The sequence below is a fragment of the Pseudoalteromonas sp. MQS005 genome (assembly GCF_001661605.1).
Lineage (GTDB): Bacteria > Pseudomonadota > Gammaproteobacteria > Enterobacterales > Alteromonadaceae > Pseudoalteromonas > Pseudoalteromonas tetraodonis.
This window is the reverse complement of the sequence record NZ_LYRQ01000019.1, coordinates 49,854-65,714: the sequence shown is the minus strand read 5'-3', so window position 1 is coordinate 65,714 and position 15,861 is coordinate 49,854. Positions and strand designations below refer to the sequence as shown.

Below are 15,861 nucleotides of genomic sequence, written 5' to 3'. Positions count from 1 at the left end.
GTTAAATTAGTTATATAACTTCAAATCAAAATTCTCAGCATTTAATTTTTTATCAAACGCCTCGGCCAGTTTCTCAGTTTCACTAAAAACGGTGTTCCAATATTTAATGCGGGTGTCTGCATCAAGATCAGTGAAGTCGTTTCTATCTGGGATTTTTCCGTAAGGTAAACCCGCGACAAATTCTTTTGATGGGGTGATCATCACAACGTTATCATAATTTTGTGGTGCGACTTTTCGTTTTAAATTTTTATCAAACCACCCTGCTTTTGGATCTGAATTAAAATGCGGATATAAAATTAAGCCTGGGTTATTAATTTTTAAATCAAAGTGGTAATCAATAATGCCGCCATCGCGGTAAATTCCTGGTGGGGAACCGGCAATATTTTTTATGCCTTGCATTACTAGTGGTATAGAGCCCGATGCCAATAAGGCATCTTTTAAATTAGTTTGGCTAAGGACTATGTTTTGCGTTTTAAAATTGTAACTGTCGGTAATACTTAAATTACTATTGGGCGCGCCAAAAATAAAACGCTCATATTGAGAGCCTAATAATTTTCGATTAACGCGGTTAAGCATATAACTTTTTGATAAACCTAAAAGCTGTATTAATTTATGCTCACTGGCAATAAACCCGTTAGATTTTGCGACAATAAAATGCGCTTTAAATACCGGATTATTTATAATTTCAGTAACGCCATCATCACCAAACACATCTTCAAGTAATGCGCGGGCTTTAGTGGTAATCTCAGTTGGGGTGGGTTTATTACTAGAATATCGGGTTTGCGAATACGATTTTGCTAAACGTTCAATGGCTTTAACTGGATCGTTTTGTGCAAAACACGCAGAACGAAAAGCCCCTGCCGATGAGCCAATTAAATTAAGCGGTTGGGTGCGATGTTTAAAAAATTCGCCAAATATATATTTGTCTAAGCCAAATAAGGTAAACCATTTAGGGCCACCACTTGCCCCTAAAAACGAGGTAAAAAGCTCGGGTTTAAACCCTTGTTCGTTTATTATTTTTGCTGCAGTTTTACCTGCAAAAATGTCGATCATCTAAAAATACTACCTGTAGAGTCGCAGTTTAATGTTGTTAAAGCCAAACTTAAAAATGAATACTTATGCAATATAAAACTTTTAAACTTTAATCTTAATCCCAAATTCCGTCTTCACATTTGCCCTGCACTTTTACGTTTTTTACCTTAAATTCAGGCTCTATGCCTTTGTCTCTTTGTGCGTGGTAGTCGTTAGTAACAGACAAAATAGTTGGCGTGAGTAGTATAATAGCGATTACGTTCACCACTGTCATTAACCCTAGGGCAATATCGGCTAAATCCCATACTTGTTTTAAGGTGGCAGATGCACCCCACAACATCATTGATAAATAAAGCAAAGTATAAATACCGCGCCCTACTTTGTTATCAAGCTTAAATAGGTGCAGGTTACTTTCAGCGTAGGCGTAGTTAGCAACCACCGAGGTAAAAGCAAATAAAGTAATGGCAGCGGCTACAAAATACACGCCACCTTGTGCTAAATGGGCGGTCATGGCGGTTTGGGTTAAACGAATGCCTTCCATTTCGCCGCTTATGTTCACATCGGCCAATAAAATAATAACCGCGGTACAGCTACAAAGTACAATAGTGTCGAAAAACACGCCTAGCATTTGTATGTAACCTTGGGTAACTGGGTGATTAGGTATGGGGCTGGCACTTGCCGATGCATGCGGCACACTACCTGCGCCTGCTTCGTTTGAATATAAGCCCCGTTGAATACCATTTTTAATCGCCGCCCCCATTGCGCCTGCTCCCGCTTCTTGTAAGCCAAACGCGGATAAAAATATATCTTTTAGCATACTGGGTACTTGGGTAAAGTTAATCAGTGTAATTACCACAGCAACAAGCACAAACACGATGCCCATAACAGGGACTACTCGCTCAGCAAAACGGGCAATAGCTTTAAATCCACCTAAAATAATTGAACCGGCTAACAAAGTGATCACGATGCCGGAATAGTGTGTGGGAATTTCAAAGGCATAATTAAGCGCATCGGTAATGGTGTTGGTTTGCATGGCGCTAAAGGTAAAGCCGTAACCTAAAAATAAACAGGCGGCAAACACAATAGCAAACGCACGGCTGCCTAAGCCTTGTTGAATATAATACGCAGGGCCACCTCTAAAATCGCCATTACTATCACGAATTTTATAAATTTGCCCAAGAATACTTTCTGCAAAACCGGTCGCCATACCCAGTATGGCAATCACCCACATCCAAAATATGGCGCCACTTCCACCAAGTGATATAGCAACAGCCACACCGGCTAAATTACCAGTACCAACACGCGCACAAAGCCCAGTACATAACGCCTGAAAGGAGCTAATGTTATTTTTATCACACTTGCTACTGCCTTTTAGCAAGCTAAACATATGTGTAAATTTAACGAGTTGAATAGCTTTTAAACGCACAGAAAACCATATGCCAGCAAAAAGTAAAATGTAAATGAGTACTTGGCCTTCGCCCCATAAAAGGCTATTTACACTTTTGATCAGCGTGTCGAACATCAGGCTTCCTTTTTATTATTATTTGCCACGGTATTAATTTAGCGACGTGAGTGTTTAAGTTTAGTAGAGACTTAGCCACTTTATAATAAAGCTAATTAGATGTGAATTATTTTTCTTTATTAATGAATATAAATTCACCCAACAAACTGACTTATATTACAGTGTAATTGCTGATGTAAAAAGAATGTTTTAGAAAGGAATTAGTCGCGTGCTTTAATAACCGTTAGCGCATTATTTTCGAGGTAAAAAACCGAATATTTCTCACGGCTAAATGACTGCCATGAGAACACAGTAAATGCTGATTTATTATCTTGCTGATAATAAACACACAGCTACGCTATGTAGCTGTGTTTATAATCATCCTGATCTGGGTGATGGTTTTTTAAGTAGTTATGGCCTGCTGCTAAACCAAGTTTATAGTCAAATCGTAAGTCATCATTTGAGCTGCCTAATAACTTACTATACAACTTTTGATTTGCAAAAATTTGGATTATTTCTACATCTTTTGGTGGGTTAGCAATAAATGCTAACTCATCTTCGTAGGCTTGCTCATGTTGTAATAAGTAGTCTATTGTTTTTGGGCAATAGCCAGATACTTCAACAAATGATTTTAATTTACTTACCCATGCTGATTGAGCCTGAAAGGCTTCATCAACGGTGCGTATAACCACAATTTTGCGTGCGCCACGATTATAGGCTTCGCGTACAGGAAGCGGTGCGGCAAGGCCACCGTCTAAGTAAAAATCAGACTCTGACTGTATCTCGGTCTTACCTAATTCATTTGCGGCTAATGCATTTAACCACGGCGTCAATTTTACACCTTGCTTATATAAAAATGGCAGTGCACTTGACGCTTTTAATAGCTCTCGCCATTGCTGGCCTTCCCCTGTTGGGGATAAAAAATAAGGTTTGCGATCACGGGCATTAGTTGCAGTAATTAATAGCTCACGGTCACCTAAACTGGCTTTAGCAGTTTTAAAATCAAGCGCTCTGTTCACTTCGGTGGTTTTATCAAAGTACCAATCTAGGTCAACAATATGTTTACCCATTAAGCCGCGACCTAATTGAAAAAAACGTTTATGACGCGAAAGGCCTCTGATCAAGCGTTTAGCATAGCCTTTTTGACGTGCCAAATAGCTTGTTAAGTTTTGAGAGCCTGCAGATGTGCCAATAAATAAGTCAAACGGATCATACTCTTGCTCTAACCAAGCATCGAGTACACCCGCGGTAAATATCCCTCGTTGTCCGCCACCTTCTGCTATCAGCGCTACTTTTGGTTGCACTGAGTTATTGCATGAATGGGGTGTCGTACTATTTTGAGATTTCACGCTTTACCTTCCTATTTATTTAGCTGAATTGTGTTGCATACCCTTATAATAATCGTTCAATATTCATAATTAAAATTGATTGTTTAAATCAGTTCTATTGAAAAAATAGAACAAGCTTTTTCATTGCCACTTTTTAAAAGAATGTAAAATGGCCACGACTCAATTAACTTTAATCTGTTTAGTAGCATAACAAGCGTTGAGTGTACGCTTGCTTAACCAATTGCTTATCCATGTTTTATTTGCATTAAAATTTCAAGCGCTTTATGGCGCTTTTCATTATCAAATAAGTCGTTGGTGAATATAAGCTCATCAACCCCTAATTGATTTACTATCATTTCTAGCTTGTGTTTAATACTGGCTGGCCCACCGGTAACACTTAACCCTAAAAAACTCTCAACATGAGCGCGCTCTTGTTCGCTCCACAAACCTTCCATTGTTTCTACTGGGGGTTTTAACCACAGCTCGTCGCCTCTAATTAACGATAACACTCGCTGTTTGGATGTAGTTGATAAGTACTGTGCTTCTTCGTCTGTATCTGCAGCCACTAAAGGTAATGCCAACATGACATAAGGCTTAGCTAATACATTTGATGGTTTAAATTCTCGTTTATACAAGGCTATTGCATCATGCACAAAACGCGGTGCAAAGTGCCCAGCAAATACATAGGGTAATCCTTTTTGTGCAGCTAACTGCGCACTAAATAAACTTGAACCTAAAAGCCAAATGGGCACATTGGTGTTTTCACCAGGTATTGCTCGCACGCGCTTAGTTCCCTCATAAGGGCCCAATAATGTTTGTAACTCGCTCACTTCATTAGGAAAGTTTTCAGCACGGCTGATATCGTTATTTAATGCACGACTTGTCACAGGATCGCTACCTGGGGCGCGCCCTAACCCTAAATCAATTCGACCTGGGTATAAACTTTCTAAGGTGCCAAATTGCTCAGCAACAACTAAAGGAGCATGATTAGGTAACATAATTCCACCCGACCCTACGCGTATTTTTTTAGTGTTTCCGGCTATATGCCCCACCAAAATTGAAGTAGCCGCACAAACAATCCCAGGCATATTATGATGCTCGGCTAACCAAAAACGATTAAAACCGAGTTCCTCGGCTTTTTGTGCGTAGGCTGTACTTTTATTTAAGGTGTCACTCACAGTGGCACCTTTAGGCATAGGCGCCAGTTCTAATAACGAAAAAGGAATGGTTGATAACAAAGTCGCACCTCCAAATTAAATAGCGATTTATAGCGCTAGCCATAAATAATGAGTCTACGCTAAGAGATGGGTGTGTATGACAGTCAATTCAAGGCGCCTTGCCTTTTAAAAGCTAAATAGCGATGTGATTGAACAACAATTAAGTTAGCTATTTTTAGCAGCAGCGTGTTGGCGCTTTAGTTTATAAGCTTCTGAATCAAGCCCTTTTTTCCAATAGCCCGATGCAACAATTTGACTGCGCGGTATAGCTAATTCATCAGTTAATATGGTTTTTGCTTTACGGACTAATCCGGCTTCAAGTGCCATAAATACAATAGGTTGTTGCTCACTAAGTGGTAGCGATTTTAATGCGTTTATCATATCTGTATCGGGGTTATTTGTTATTAACCACGTTACATCACGCGAGGAGTCTAAGCTAATCACATCATCTTTTGTTGGTGCATGGATAATCGCGTCAATTTTTGCGTTTATAGGCAATTGTTGCACGTAGCCTTTAATTGCATTAACCGAAGTTAAATCGCCAAGTAATAGATAATATGAATGATCATAGTTATCCAACTTTTTAGGGCCTGGCCCTGCTATACCCACTTCATCGCCTACTTTTGCTTCTTTAGCCCAATTAGTGGCTGGGCCTTGGTGCATATTTATCACAAAGTCGAGGGTAAGTGCACCAGTGTGCTCATCAATATGTCTTATAGTGTATGAACGCATACACGTAGTTTTAATATTAAAGTCAACGCGGCCATTTTGTGGAATAAGCACCTTTACGTAGTTACCAATGTATTGCGCACTCAGGTCGTTAAACTCATCTGAGCCGACAATAATGCGTTGTAAATGTGGGGTTATTTGCTTTGTGCTTAATACGGTTGCTTTGCGTACTTTTTTACCCATGTAAATTTACCTCATTAAAAAGATGAATTGCACAACGCCCCATTGGTTGATAAAATCAACTATAACAATTTAGTTGACTTTGTCAACCATTATGGAGTTATTATGAACTCATCATTGGCCAATACGTTATTTGCCTTAATGCAAAATTATCGCGTTACCATACGCGAAGCCATTAATGCAGGTGAGCTTGGGTTAAACGCGATGCATGTGCGTTGCCTGCATATTATTGCAGCAACAACTCAGTGCACTGCTAACGATATTGTGAATCAAACCCAACGCGACAAAGCCCAAATAGCACGGTTAGTGAAAGAACTGCTCGCGCTAAACTTAATTCACAAAAATGCCAGTGAGCATGACAAGCGTTGTTTTATTCTGTCGTTTACCGCACAAGGGTGCTCGCTTTACGACAAATTATTAAACGCTGAGCAGCATGTAAATGCGCAAATGTGTAAAAACTTAAACCCACAGCAAATCAATGACTTCTTAGATACAGCTCAGCAAATGATCAAAAATATGGATTGATCGCAGATCCATTACTTGGCATAACTTATATAAAACGCATATACTGTACACTTATACAGTATATGCATTTTAGGTTGTGTTATGTTTGTTATTCCCATTTATATAGAGGCCGGTGTATGCGGATTTGAGTCACCTGCAGCACAATATACAGAGCTTGGCGTTTCACTTGATGAGTTATTAATAAAGCACCCTGATGCCACGTTTATTGGGATAGCGTCTGGGTGCTCTATGCAAGAAATTGGTATTTTTGAGGGCGACTTACTGTTGGTTGACCGCGCTGAAATACCAAAAGATGGCGATGTTATTGTGGCTAACTTAAATGGTTTATTTGTATGTAAGCTGCTTGATAAGACCAATGCACGCTTGCTATCAGCCTCTTCTGCTTATAAGCCGGTGCAATTGACTGAGTCAGATGAGTTTCAGCTTGAAGGTGTGGTAACTCGCTCTATTAGGCTGCATCGCCAAAGCCCTGAGTTACTTTCATGTATGCCTTAGTTGATGCCGTTGCTTTTTATGCCAGTGCAGAAAAAGTATTTGATCCGGCTATTCGCTCAAAACCTGTGGTGGTGCTTACCAATAACGACGGTTGTGTGTGTGCGGTCTGCCCAATTGCGCGTAAGCTTAATATTCCTAAATTTGGCCCTTACTTTAAAGTTAAGCAGTTACTAGAACAAAACAATGTGGTTGTACGCTCTAGTAACTATGAACTATACGCTAATTTAAGCGACCGGATGATGAGTGTAATTGGCCGCTTTTGTGACACCCAGCATGTTTACAGTATCGATGAATCGTTTTTACACTTTAATGGTTATCAACCTTTAATTAACGATTGGCAAGCATATGGGCAACTAATTAGGCGTACTGTATGGCGCGAAACCAAACTCCCTGTTGGGGTTGGCTTTGGGCCAACACCGACCTTAGCCAAAGCCGCTAACCATGCAGCTAAAAAACTAACTGGCTTTAATGGTGTTGCAGTGATTGACGATGAAGTAAGTCGCCGCACTATTTTACAACGAATGCACTGCCAAGATGTTTGGGGGGTAGGCAAACGTTTAGCTAAAAAGCTGGCTCTCATGGACATTCATACCGCGTGGCAACTGGCTGAGCAAAGCCCAAAAACTATTCGTCGCCAATTTAGTGTGGTGCTTGAGCGCACAATTAACGAGCTCAACGGCATTACCTGTTTAAACTGGGATGATGTACGCCAAGATAAACAAGCTATTTTTTCAACTCGTAGTTTTGGTCAGCGACTTTGCGACCCCGATGCAGTTAAAACCGCCCTAATAAATCATGCCAGTGTAGTTGCACAAAAATTAAGAGCACAACAGTCGCTAACTCATCGTATTTATATTTTTGCTGCCAGCTCATCACATGAACACGCCTTTTATAAAAAGTCGGTTATGCATCAATTTGATCCGCCTACTAACGATACTCGCGTTATGGCCAATGCGGTATCAAAGAGTTTTGAGCAAATATATCAACCGGGAATTCGATTTTATAAATGTGGTGTGGGCGCATTAGAGCTCAGCCCGCAGCAGTTTCAACAACATCATTTATTTGATAAGCAAACCGATAACCCGCAGTTAATGGGCTGCTTAGATGCTATTAATCATAGATACGGTAAAGGAATGCTTAGCGTGGCGAGCAGCCAATTAAATGATCATTGGCATATGAACAGGGCTTTTTTATCGCCGCAATACACGACTCGTTGGCGTGATATTCCAAAAATACAGTGTTAGTCGGCAACTTTAATAAATTCACATTCTACACTTGGATTGTCCAATGTGTATTTAAGCGTGTTGCTGGTTAAAAAAGTAATGCTTTGTTTAATCGTTCCTTCATGGATAGGATTATCACAGCGGCTCATGCGTAAGCTATTTTCTAGGCCATCTGTTTTATATTTTAGCGAGCTGGTAATAAAACAATAATTTGGTTTTTCAATGGTACGAGTACCATTGTGTAAGGAGTTAAACAAAATCTCTTTGCCTAAGCTAAAACCTTGCTCAGGATCTTCAGGGTTATTAAATTGTAATCGGCTATTAGTACATAACCCAGAATTACTGGAGGTCACTTCGTAATTACCCAGCTTAGTTTGTAACAGCGGAATAAAGCGAGTTTTATTACTTGGGCCTGCTACTGCATAACAGCTAAAAAGGCTTATGGTAAGTAAAACCAGTGTGAAAAATTTCATTATAGGCTCTATCCTCGTGTATCAAATATGATCAAGCACTGTGACTATGCTTAGCTATTTCTAACTATAACAGAGATTTACTATAAAAGATGTGAAGTCGTTATACCATAAACACGTCTTTAAACTGTATTTAAAAATACGTAGCTCACAACAAATACGATTACATTTTAAAACAGTTCAGTTAGTGAAATAAGAGGATGTGAAGGATAGCGCAAGCTGTATCAAAACCTAAGCAACATAAAATGCATTACCCCTAACCCAAAGTAATGCATTAATAGTCAAAAGTGAGCGATTACTGCCAATACTTAGCAAATAATTGCGGGTAATTTTGTTTTAAAAACTTAGGTTTGTCTTTAAAGCGCTTACCTTTAGGTTGTTCAAGCCCTGAGGAGATAAAGGGTAACTCATCGTCATTACGTTCTTCATATAACAAACCTGCAATTAGGTCATACTCATCTAAATACGGATACGGTTGCTCGTTTAAAAAATAAAGTGGTGTGCACTGTGCAAGGCTATCGGGGTTTTCTAACGCTGCTTTAAATACCGCTTCCCCCCGAGAAATGAGCCAACAACGAAATTCAGAAAAACCATATTCATCATTACAACCAGCCATTACAAACGCCGCACCAAATAAATCCCAAGTATAACTTTGGCGCATACAAATACTAAACTGTTTATCAAATTCAATAAGCTGCTCGTCGGATAAATCACTCAATGCAGCCTTAAGGGATTGGCATACAGACTTAGGCTCTGCGGTTCTGTCGTTTACAGTTACCAATCGCCAAAAATCAGTTAAGGTTAAATCGCTCATGCAATGATCTCTTTTACCCGACCTACTTGACCATCTTCTAACTGTACTTTAATACCGTGCGGATGATTAGGTGACTTAGTTAATAAACGCGACACTATACCATTGGTTAAAGTACCACTGCGTTGATCTTGTTTAAGCACAATATTAACCTCAGTGCCGGGTGTTATTTGTGAACGTGTTGGAACAGCCATATATAATCTCTTTTGCTATTTTTGGGGATTATAGCCTGCTTAATAAAATCACTCCATATTAAAGCTTTTAAAGGCCCTATAAATGCCTAATTCAAGCTAATGTGAAGAATAAACAAAACCCATCGTACACATTATGGCTGCTTAGAAAATGAAATGGCATTGGCTTTAATATGTATGTTCAAGCTGGCTAACGCATTACAAATAAGCTGCTCAATGTAATCAAACTGATTTTTTTGTTTAGCCTGCTCTAGTGCAATATCATCAATAAAATAACAACTTACTTTAAACTTAGAAGGTAAATTGTTTAAGTCTGCTGAATGGGTAAGAAAGCTAAAGTCCTCCACAGTATCTTTTATTTGCTCACAAGCGAGCGTTAACTGCTGACGAATACGCTTATCTAGCTGCTTTTGGGTTTTGGTCATCGTTTATTGCTGCTCGCGAGCTTGTTGTTCTTTAAATTCTTTGTAACTGTCTTGCTGTTGTTTAACACACTCATGGTATTCCTTATCTGCCATGTAGCTGCATTCACCCAACCGCGCTGATTGAATTTCATGGTAGCGGCTATCGCTGCTACATCCCGCTAACACCAATAATGCGGATAACGAAAATAGATATTTTAACTTATTATTTAACATTCAAAATTCCTACTATTTTAACGGGAAAACTACTGATCTTCGTTATTTTTGCTGTATATTGCACTGGTTTTGTATTTATAACCGTTAAGGGCACGTTATGATGTTGTCGCAGTTACAAGAGCTGTTCCAGCGTATCGATAAAAGTAAACTATTTCAATCATTTGTTATTGCAGTTATTGTTGTTTCTGCATTGACCGTGGGCGCACATACTTATTCATTGCACCCAACCGCCGAACTCGTTCTACATTGGATGGATATAGGCATAACGGTGTTTTTCTTAATTGAACTGATTATTCGCTATATTGCCAGCAAAGGTATCAAGGACTTTTTCTCCAAAGGTTGGAACATTTTTGACTTCATTATCGTGATCGGAAGTTTATACCCCGCGGCAGGCTCTACTATTTTTATTGCTCGACTGCTGCGTATTTTCCGCGTGTTACGATTAGTCTCAATGATCCCAGAACTGCGCTTATTAGTAAATTCGCTAATTAAAGCAATACCGCAAATGGGCTACATCGCACTACTCATGTTCGTTATATTTTATATTTATGCCGCCACTGGCAGTATGTTGTTTGCTGATATAAATCCGGTACTTTGGGGCGATGTGTCTATTTCTATGCTCACCCTATTTAGAATAGCCACCTTTGAAGATTGGACTGACGTCATGTACGAAACCATGGCCGTGTACAAATTAAGTTGGATTTTTTACCTAACCTTTATCTTTTTAACTGCATTTGTGTTTTTAAATATGATGGTTGGCGCTATTTTAGAAGTGATGAGTGAAGAGCATCGCAATGCACGAGAAGAGCAAGCCGATATAGACTCACTCCCTGCCACCCAAGGCCAAGTAAACGAATTAAAAGCACAACTAGCAGAATTAAAAGAACTACTTAAAAATAAGTAGCAGGGATAAAAAGGGCATGCATTTGCTTGCCCTTACACTTTAAATTTACCTACTAATCCCGTTAATATTGACGAAAGGCGATTCATTTCGTTGCCGTTTTCACTGGTGGTCACGGCAATATCACTCACCTCATCAGCCGCATTTTTAATTTCAGTAACATTGCGGTTTATATCTTCAGCTACATGTTGTTGCTCTTCAGCAGCGGTGGCTATTTGGGTATTTAAATCGCTAATATGAACGATAGATGCCGTGATCTCACTAAATTGTTGCTGCGCCGAATGCGCAAGCTCGACAGTTTTATTAGTGGTTTCTATACTGCGTTGCATATCTTTAGAAACCTTAGATGACATAGTGCGCAATTTATCAAGCTGTGAAGCCACTTCTTCGGTTGACTCAGCGGTTCGTTGCGATAACGCGCGCACTTCGTCGGCCACCACAGCAAAGCCGCGTCCGTGCTCACCGGCACGTGCAGCTTCTATTGCAGCATTTAAGGCCAATAAGTTAGTTTGTTCTGAAATACCGCGAATAACACTGAGTATCGACATAATGTTTTCGCTTTCAGTATCTAGCTGAGTAATATCTGCTGAGGCATTGTTTATTACCTCACATAGCTGAACCACACTTTCCACAGTTTGTGTAATAACCGATTGCCCCAAGTCTGATGCTTGCTGTGTTTGAACAGCCAAATCCGCTGCATTTGCACAACTGCTAGACACTTCGTTTGCGGTGGCAGCCATTTCATTAATAGCCGTAGCTGCCATCTCTAAAGCTTGTTGCTGTTGGCTGGTGGAGCTTGTTAATTGTGCCGCTTGCGATGAGGTTTGTGATGAGGTTTTACTTACATTTTGCGCGCACTCATTAATTTGAGTTACCAGCTCGCTGATCAAGTTTAAAAATAAATTAAAGCTATTAGCCAGTTTAGCGGTTTCATCTTTGGTTTTTATTGTTAAGCGTTGGGTTAAATCACCGCCACCTTGCGATATTTCAGTTAAGCCATCACTCACTTCAACAATAGGGGCTGATATTAATTTAGAAATATAACTCGCTATAGCAACAAATACGGCAATTAATATCGCACTAATAACCAATATGGTATAGGCCATAGTATTCGCCGTGCTCATCACTTCGGCTTTTTCTACTACCCCAATAAACTTCCAACCTAAGGTAGCAGAGGTATGAATATTAGCCATATATTGTTTACCATCTATCTCTACATCAAACAGCCCTTGGGTATTTTTAGCTAAGTCGGCGTATTTTCCCCCCTCAAGATCTGCTAAGTTTTTAAATCGGTAATCTGGGTGTTTAACATCCACCAGCACACTGCCACTATCTTCAATCAACATTAAATAACCGGTTTCGCCTAATTTAATATCGGCAATAATATCGGTAAGCCCGCCTAATGATACATCCATTCCTTGGGCGCCAATTAATTGCCCGTTATCAATAATCGCTTTAACCGTAGATACAATAACTAAATCATCAGCGGCCCAATAATAGGCATTAGTTCGCGTTGTTTTACCATTAGCCGCTTTTGCTGCCATATACCAGGGGCGCTCGCGCGGATCATAATTGGCGTTTACTTTCCCCATGGGCCATTGAATATACCCCCCTTGTTCGTTTCCCATGTAGATATAAGCAAGTCCAGGGTGTGTTTGGCCAAAATGGTCAAACAAGCTATATGCAGCTTGCTCTGTTGGGCTTTGATTAGGATGGTTAAGCATCACTGAGTTGGGAGCATCCATATGGGTTTTAACATTGGTGCGTGCGTTTTTAATGGTGGTGTGGGATGCTAAATAATCAACATTTTTGGCAATTTCGGCAAAAAACATCGTAATAGCGTTGTCTACTTGGCGCGCTTCTCGCTCACTCAATTGAGAAAAATTATCGAGTGCTTGATCCCTCGTTTGTGATATAACAATAGCAGCAATTACAAACAAAGGCAGTGCGATAGCTGATGCAAAAGACAGCTTTAATTTTTTTGATATATTCATGTAGTTACATCCCAAGAAGCTAGATAAAATATAGTCTTGGAATATGTATTGAGCAAGAAATTAGCAATTATTTAAACATCACTCATTTAGTCTTCAACCAATGTCAGCTAAGCGCCTGTTTACTGTTTGTACGGTCTTCATAAATCATGAATATCATTTAATAAAGATGAGAGGTTACTTTTCAAATAGTTCACTCAAGGACTGTGGTTTATGGATAGCATAACCTTGAACGTAATCGACTCCCATTTGTTTTAAAATAGACTTAATTTGCTCGGTTTCAACAAATTCAGCAATTGTCTTCATCCCCATAATTTGACCTATTTCATTAATAGCTTTAACCATAGCATGATCTATTGGGTCACTTGCGATATCTTTAACGAAAATGCCATCAATTTTTAGGTAATCAACTTTAAGATTTTTAAGGTACCCAAACGATGATAACCCACTACCAAAATCATCAAGTGCGAAACGACATCCAAACTTTTTCAGCTTATTAATAAACTTTCCTGCAAGCTCTAAATTTGAAATAGCTGCCGTCTCTGTAATTTCAAAACAAATTTTATGACTGTTTACCCCTAGCGTTTGTAGTTGCTCAATAATAAAATCAAGAAAACTCTCATCAGTCAGCGATTGCCCTGAAAGATTAATAGAAACAAAATTAATATTTTTAAGAAAAGCAGCGTTACGAACAATTAAACTAAAGGCGTTTTTAACAACCCATCTGTCCACTTTTACAATTAAATGATAACGCTCGGCTGCGGGTAAAAATGCACCAGGCGATATAACATTATCATGCTCATCAATCATTCTTAGTAACAGTTCGTAATGTTTATTTGAATCACTAGTCAGCGGTTCAATTGCTTGCGCATACAGGCGAAAGCTGTCTTCATCAATCGCGTATTGAATGCGGTTTACCCACAGCATTTCACTTTGCCTTTGTACCAATTCTTTGTCGTTTTCATAATGTACGTGAATACGATTTCGCCCTTTATCCTTTGCAATATAGCAGGCAACATCGGCTACTTTTAACACTTCGATAAAGTCGAGTGCTTTTTCTGTAATTTGCATTAGCCCTATACTGGCACCAATACGAAAACTTCGCCCTTCCCATATAAATTGAAAGTCCTCAATAGCGCTTTGAATAGAGAGTGTTATGCGGTGCGCATCACTAAACGAGCAATCCTCCATTAAAATAGCAAATTCATCTCCGCCAAGGCGCGCCACTATGTCTGATTGCCGAACAGCTTTTTCCAGAATAAAACTAAGTTGGCGAAGTAATTCATCACCCGCTGAGTGACCGCAAGTATCGTTTACAACTTTAAATTGATCGAGATCCATATAACATAAAGCATGAACAGGCCGGTTATGAGCAGGAACAGCAAGTAGTAGCTCTGTTCGACGTTTAAACTCTCTGCGATTTAGCAACCCCGTTAGTGAGTCATGAGTAGACTGATAACTGAGTTTTTCCTCTGATTTTTTTCGTGCTGTAATATCAATATGAGTACCGACTAAACGGGTGATCTCCCCTTCTTCACTTTCAACCATGAAAGAACGAGATAAAATATTGATATAATGGCCGTCTTTATGGCGCATTCTAAATTCGACTTCATATTTTTTTATTTTCGCATCTATAAAAGATTGGATCTGCGCAAGCGTTTGTTCTAGGTCGTCAGGGTGTAATAAGCCTTCCCAGGTTGAGAAATGATCAACCAGCTCGTCCTCTGTATAACCTAACATTGATTTCCAGCGGGGTGAGTAATACATTTTATCATTGGCTATATCCCAATCCCATAAGCCATCATTTGCGCCTTGCATAGCTAAACTCAAACGCTCTTCATTGGCTAGCGCTTTTTCTTTTTCGAGAATAAGTTCTTTATGTTGCTGCTCTAATGAAAGAGTCATTTGCGTCAATGAGTCAGATAATATATTTATTTTACTATTTGCCTGCGTTAAATCAGTAATATCGTAAAAAATCACCAAATACATTTGCTCAAAATCGGTTAAGGGCGCACAGCTGGCAAGCACGGTTCGTTGTGCACCATTTTTGCAATGTACATCTAACTTTATAGGTTCAAAGTCGGTATTTGTTTTTTTTGCTCGCTCAGTGTTTTTTTCCCATGAACTAATCACCCATTCACGGTATTTAGGGTTTGGGTAGGCTTTGGGCCACCAATCATTTAGTGTGGGAATATCGCTAAGTTTATAACCATAAAGCCTTGTAAACATGGGGTTTACATTAATAATATTTCCATATACGTCATTTAATGCAAAAGGCAAAGGCGAGGAATTAAAAATATTTAAAAAGATATGGCTTTGTGCTGAGCTTGTTTCTAGCTCAGATATTCGAGAATGTGCGATAGCTAATTCAGACTGAAGTTGCTCAATGCTATTCATTTATGCTTCCCAAGAATATAAATATCATAAAAAACCTGTAGTCAGGTTTATGCGTAAAACTGGCGAATAAATGCAACATTTAAATAGCATTTTGCGATGAAATTATTATACAGAGTCAAACGAGTGTTTAGTTGAGCATTGATAGTAGGCATTAAAACGGATTTAAGCAACTTATCATAATTATTAGGTAGTTATACGATGTTGCAACGTAAAATTATCACGCCTATTTTAT

The 15,861-nt window shown here is 39.2% G+C and carries 16 protein-coding genes; 4 read left to right on the top strand and 12 right to left on the bottom strand.

Features of this window, described 5'->3' with window-relative positions:
* Nucleotides 1–6: 6 nt before the first annotated feature.
* The 5 genes from A9479_RS08780 to A9479_RS08760 all read right to left on the bottom strand — a co-directional run bounded on the left by A9479_RS08780 (nucleotide 7) and on the right by A9479_RS08760 (nucleotide 5,990).
* The gene (locus tag A9479_RS08780) at nucleotides 7–1,053 is read right to left on the bottom strand and encodes a patatin-like phospholipase family protein (RefSeq protein ID WP_064663224.1); all 1,047 of its coding nucleotides are present in this window, start codon (nucleotides 1,051–1,053) and stop codon (nucleotides 7–9) included.
* Between the two features lie 94 nt (nucleotides 1,054–1,147).
* Nucleotides 1,148–2,554 (bottom strand): sodium:alanine symporter family protein, encoded by a 1,407-nt coding sequence (locus A9479_RS08775; protein WP_064663223.1) that lies wholly within the window; start codon nucleotides 2,552–2,554, stop codon nucleotides 1,148–1,150.
* 332 nt (nucleotides 2,555–2,886) lie between these two features.
* Nucleotides 2,887–3,882 (bottom strand): patatin family protein, encoded by a 996-nt coding sequence (locus A9479_RS08770; RefSeq protein ID WP_064663222.1) that lies wholly within the window; start codon nucleotides 3,880–3,882, stop codon nucleotides 2,887–2,889.
* 224 nt (nucleotides 3,883–4,106) lie between these two features.
* Nucleotides 4,107–5,099 carry an LLM class flavin-dependent oxidoreductase gene (locus A9479_RS08765; protein WP_082918315.1) on the bottom strand — a complete coding sequence of 331 codons (993 nt, stop codon included), beginning with the start codon at nucleotides 5,097–5,099 and terminating at the stop codon, nucleotides 4,107–4,109.
* 144 nt (nucleotides 5,100–5,243) lie between these two features.
* On the bottom strand, nucleotides 5,244–5,990 hold the full coding sequence (locus A9479_RS08760; protein WP_058156084.1) for a siderophore-interacting protein: 747 nt from the start codon (nucleotides 5,988–5,990) through the stop codon (nucleotides 5,244–5,246).
* A gap of 102 nt (nucleotides 5,991–6,092) precedes the next feature.
* Between A9479_RS08760 and A9479_RS08755 the strand changes: the two genes are divergently transcribed.
* The 3 genes from A9479_RS08755 to A9479_RS08745 all read left to right on the top strand — a co-directional run bounded on the left by A9479_RS08755 (nucleotide 6,093) and on the right by A9479_RS08745 (nucleotide 8,251).
* The gene (locus tag A9479_RS08755) at nucleotides 6,093–6,512 is read left to right on the top strand and encodes a MarR family winged helix-turn-helix transcriptional regulator (protein ID WP_064663221.1); all 420 of its coding nucleotides are present in this window, start codon (nucleotides 6,093–6,095) and stop codon (nucleotides 6,510–6,512) included.
* A gap of 81 nt (nucleotides 6,513–6,593) precedes the next feature.
* Nucleotides 6,594–7,007, top strand: a complete 414-nt coding sequence (locus tag A9479_RS08750) for a LexA family transcriptional regulator (protein ID WP_013463339.1) — start codon at nucleotides 6,594–6,596, stop codon at nucleotides 7,005–7,007.
* Nucleotides 6,995–8,251 carry a Y-family DNA polymerase gene (locus A9479_RS08745; protein WP_064663220.1) on the top strand — a complete coding sequence of 419 codons (1,257 nt, stop codon included), beginning with the start codon at nucleotides 6,995–6,997 and terminating at the stop codon, nucleotides 8,249–8,251. Before A9479_RS08750 ends, A9479_RS08745 begins: the two co-directional genes overlap by 13 nt.
* On the opposite strand, the gene A9479_RS08740 is transcribed toward A9479_RS08745, so the two are convergent.
* From A9479_RS08740 to A9479_RS08720, 5 genes are all read right to left on the bottom strand, one after another.
* Nucleotides 8,248–8,703: a hypothetical protein gene (locus tag A9479_RS08740; protein ID WP_008468096.1), complete on the bottom strand. Its 456-nt coding sequence runs from the start codon at nucleotides 8,701–8,703 to the stop codon at nucleotides 8,248–8,250. The genes A9479_RS08745 and A9479_RS08740 overlap by 4 nt on opposite strands.
* Nucleotides 8,704–8,995: 292 nt before the next feature.
* On the bottom strand, nucleotides 8,996–9,514 hold the full coding sequence (locus A9479_RS08735; RefSeq protein WP_064663219.1) for a DUF4240 domain-containing protein: 519 nt from the start codon (nucleotides 9,512–9,514) through the stop codon (nucleotides 8,996–8,998).
* A complete protein-coding gene (locus A9479_RS08730; protein WP_008468098.1) occupies nucleotides 9,511–9,705 on the bottom strand; it encodes a YwbE family protein in 195 nt (64 codons plus the stop codon). Before A9479_RS08730 ends, A9479_RS08735 begins: the two co-directional genes overlap by 4 nt.
* Before the next feature lie 131 nt (nucleotides 9,706–9,836).
* Complete coding sequence (locus tag A9479_RS08725; protein ID WP_024601009.1) at nucleotides 9,837–10,127, bottom strand: hypothetical protein; 291 nt, start codon at nucleotides 10,125–10,127, stop codon at nucleotides 9,837–9,839.
* A gap of 3 nt (nucleotides 10,128–10,130) precedes the next feature.
* Nucleotides 10,131–10,340 (bottom strand): hypothetical protein, encoded by a 210-nt coding sequence (locus tag A9479_RS08720; RefSeq protein WP_013463335.1) that lies wholly within the window; start codon nucleotides 10,338–10,340, stop codon nucleotides 10,131–10,133.
* Nucleotides 10,341–10,440: 100 nt separating this feature from the next.
* Here A9479_RS08720 and A9479_RS08715 point away from each other — a divergent pair, with 100 nt between their 5' ends.
* Nucleotides 10,441–11,244, top strand: coding sequence for an ion transporter (locus tag A9479_RS08715; protein WP_024601010.1), 804 nt, complete (start codon nucleotides 10,441–10,443; stop codon nucleotides 11,242–11,244).
* A gap of 32 nt (nucleotides 11,245–11,276) precedes the next feature.
* Here the strand turns inward: A9479_RS08715 and A9479_RS08710 are convergent, their stop codons facing one another.
* Nucleotides 11,277–13,235, bottom strand: coding sequence for a methyl-accepting chemotaxis protein (locus A9479_RS08710; protein WP_064663218.1), 1,959 nt, complete (start codon nucleotides 13,233–13,235; stop codon nucleotides 11,277–11,279).
* Between the two features lie 174 nt (nucleotides 13,236–13,409).
* Nucleotides 13,410–15,629, bottom strand: coding sequence for a bifunctional diguanylate cyclase/phosphodiesterase (locus tag A9479_RS08705; protein WP_064663217.1), 2,220 nt, complete (start codon nucleotides 15,627–15,629; stop codon nucleotides 13,410–13,412).
* Between the last annotated feature and the right edge of the window lie 232 nt (nucleotides 15,630–15,861).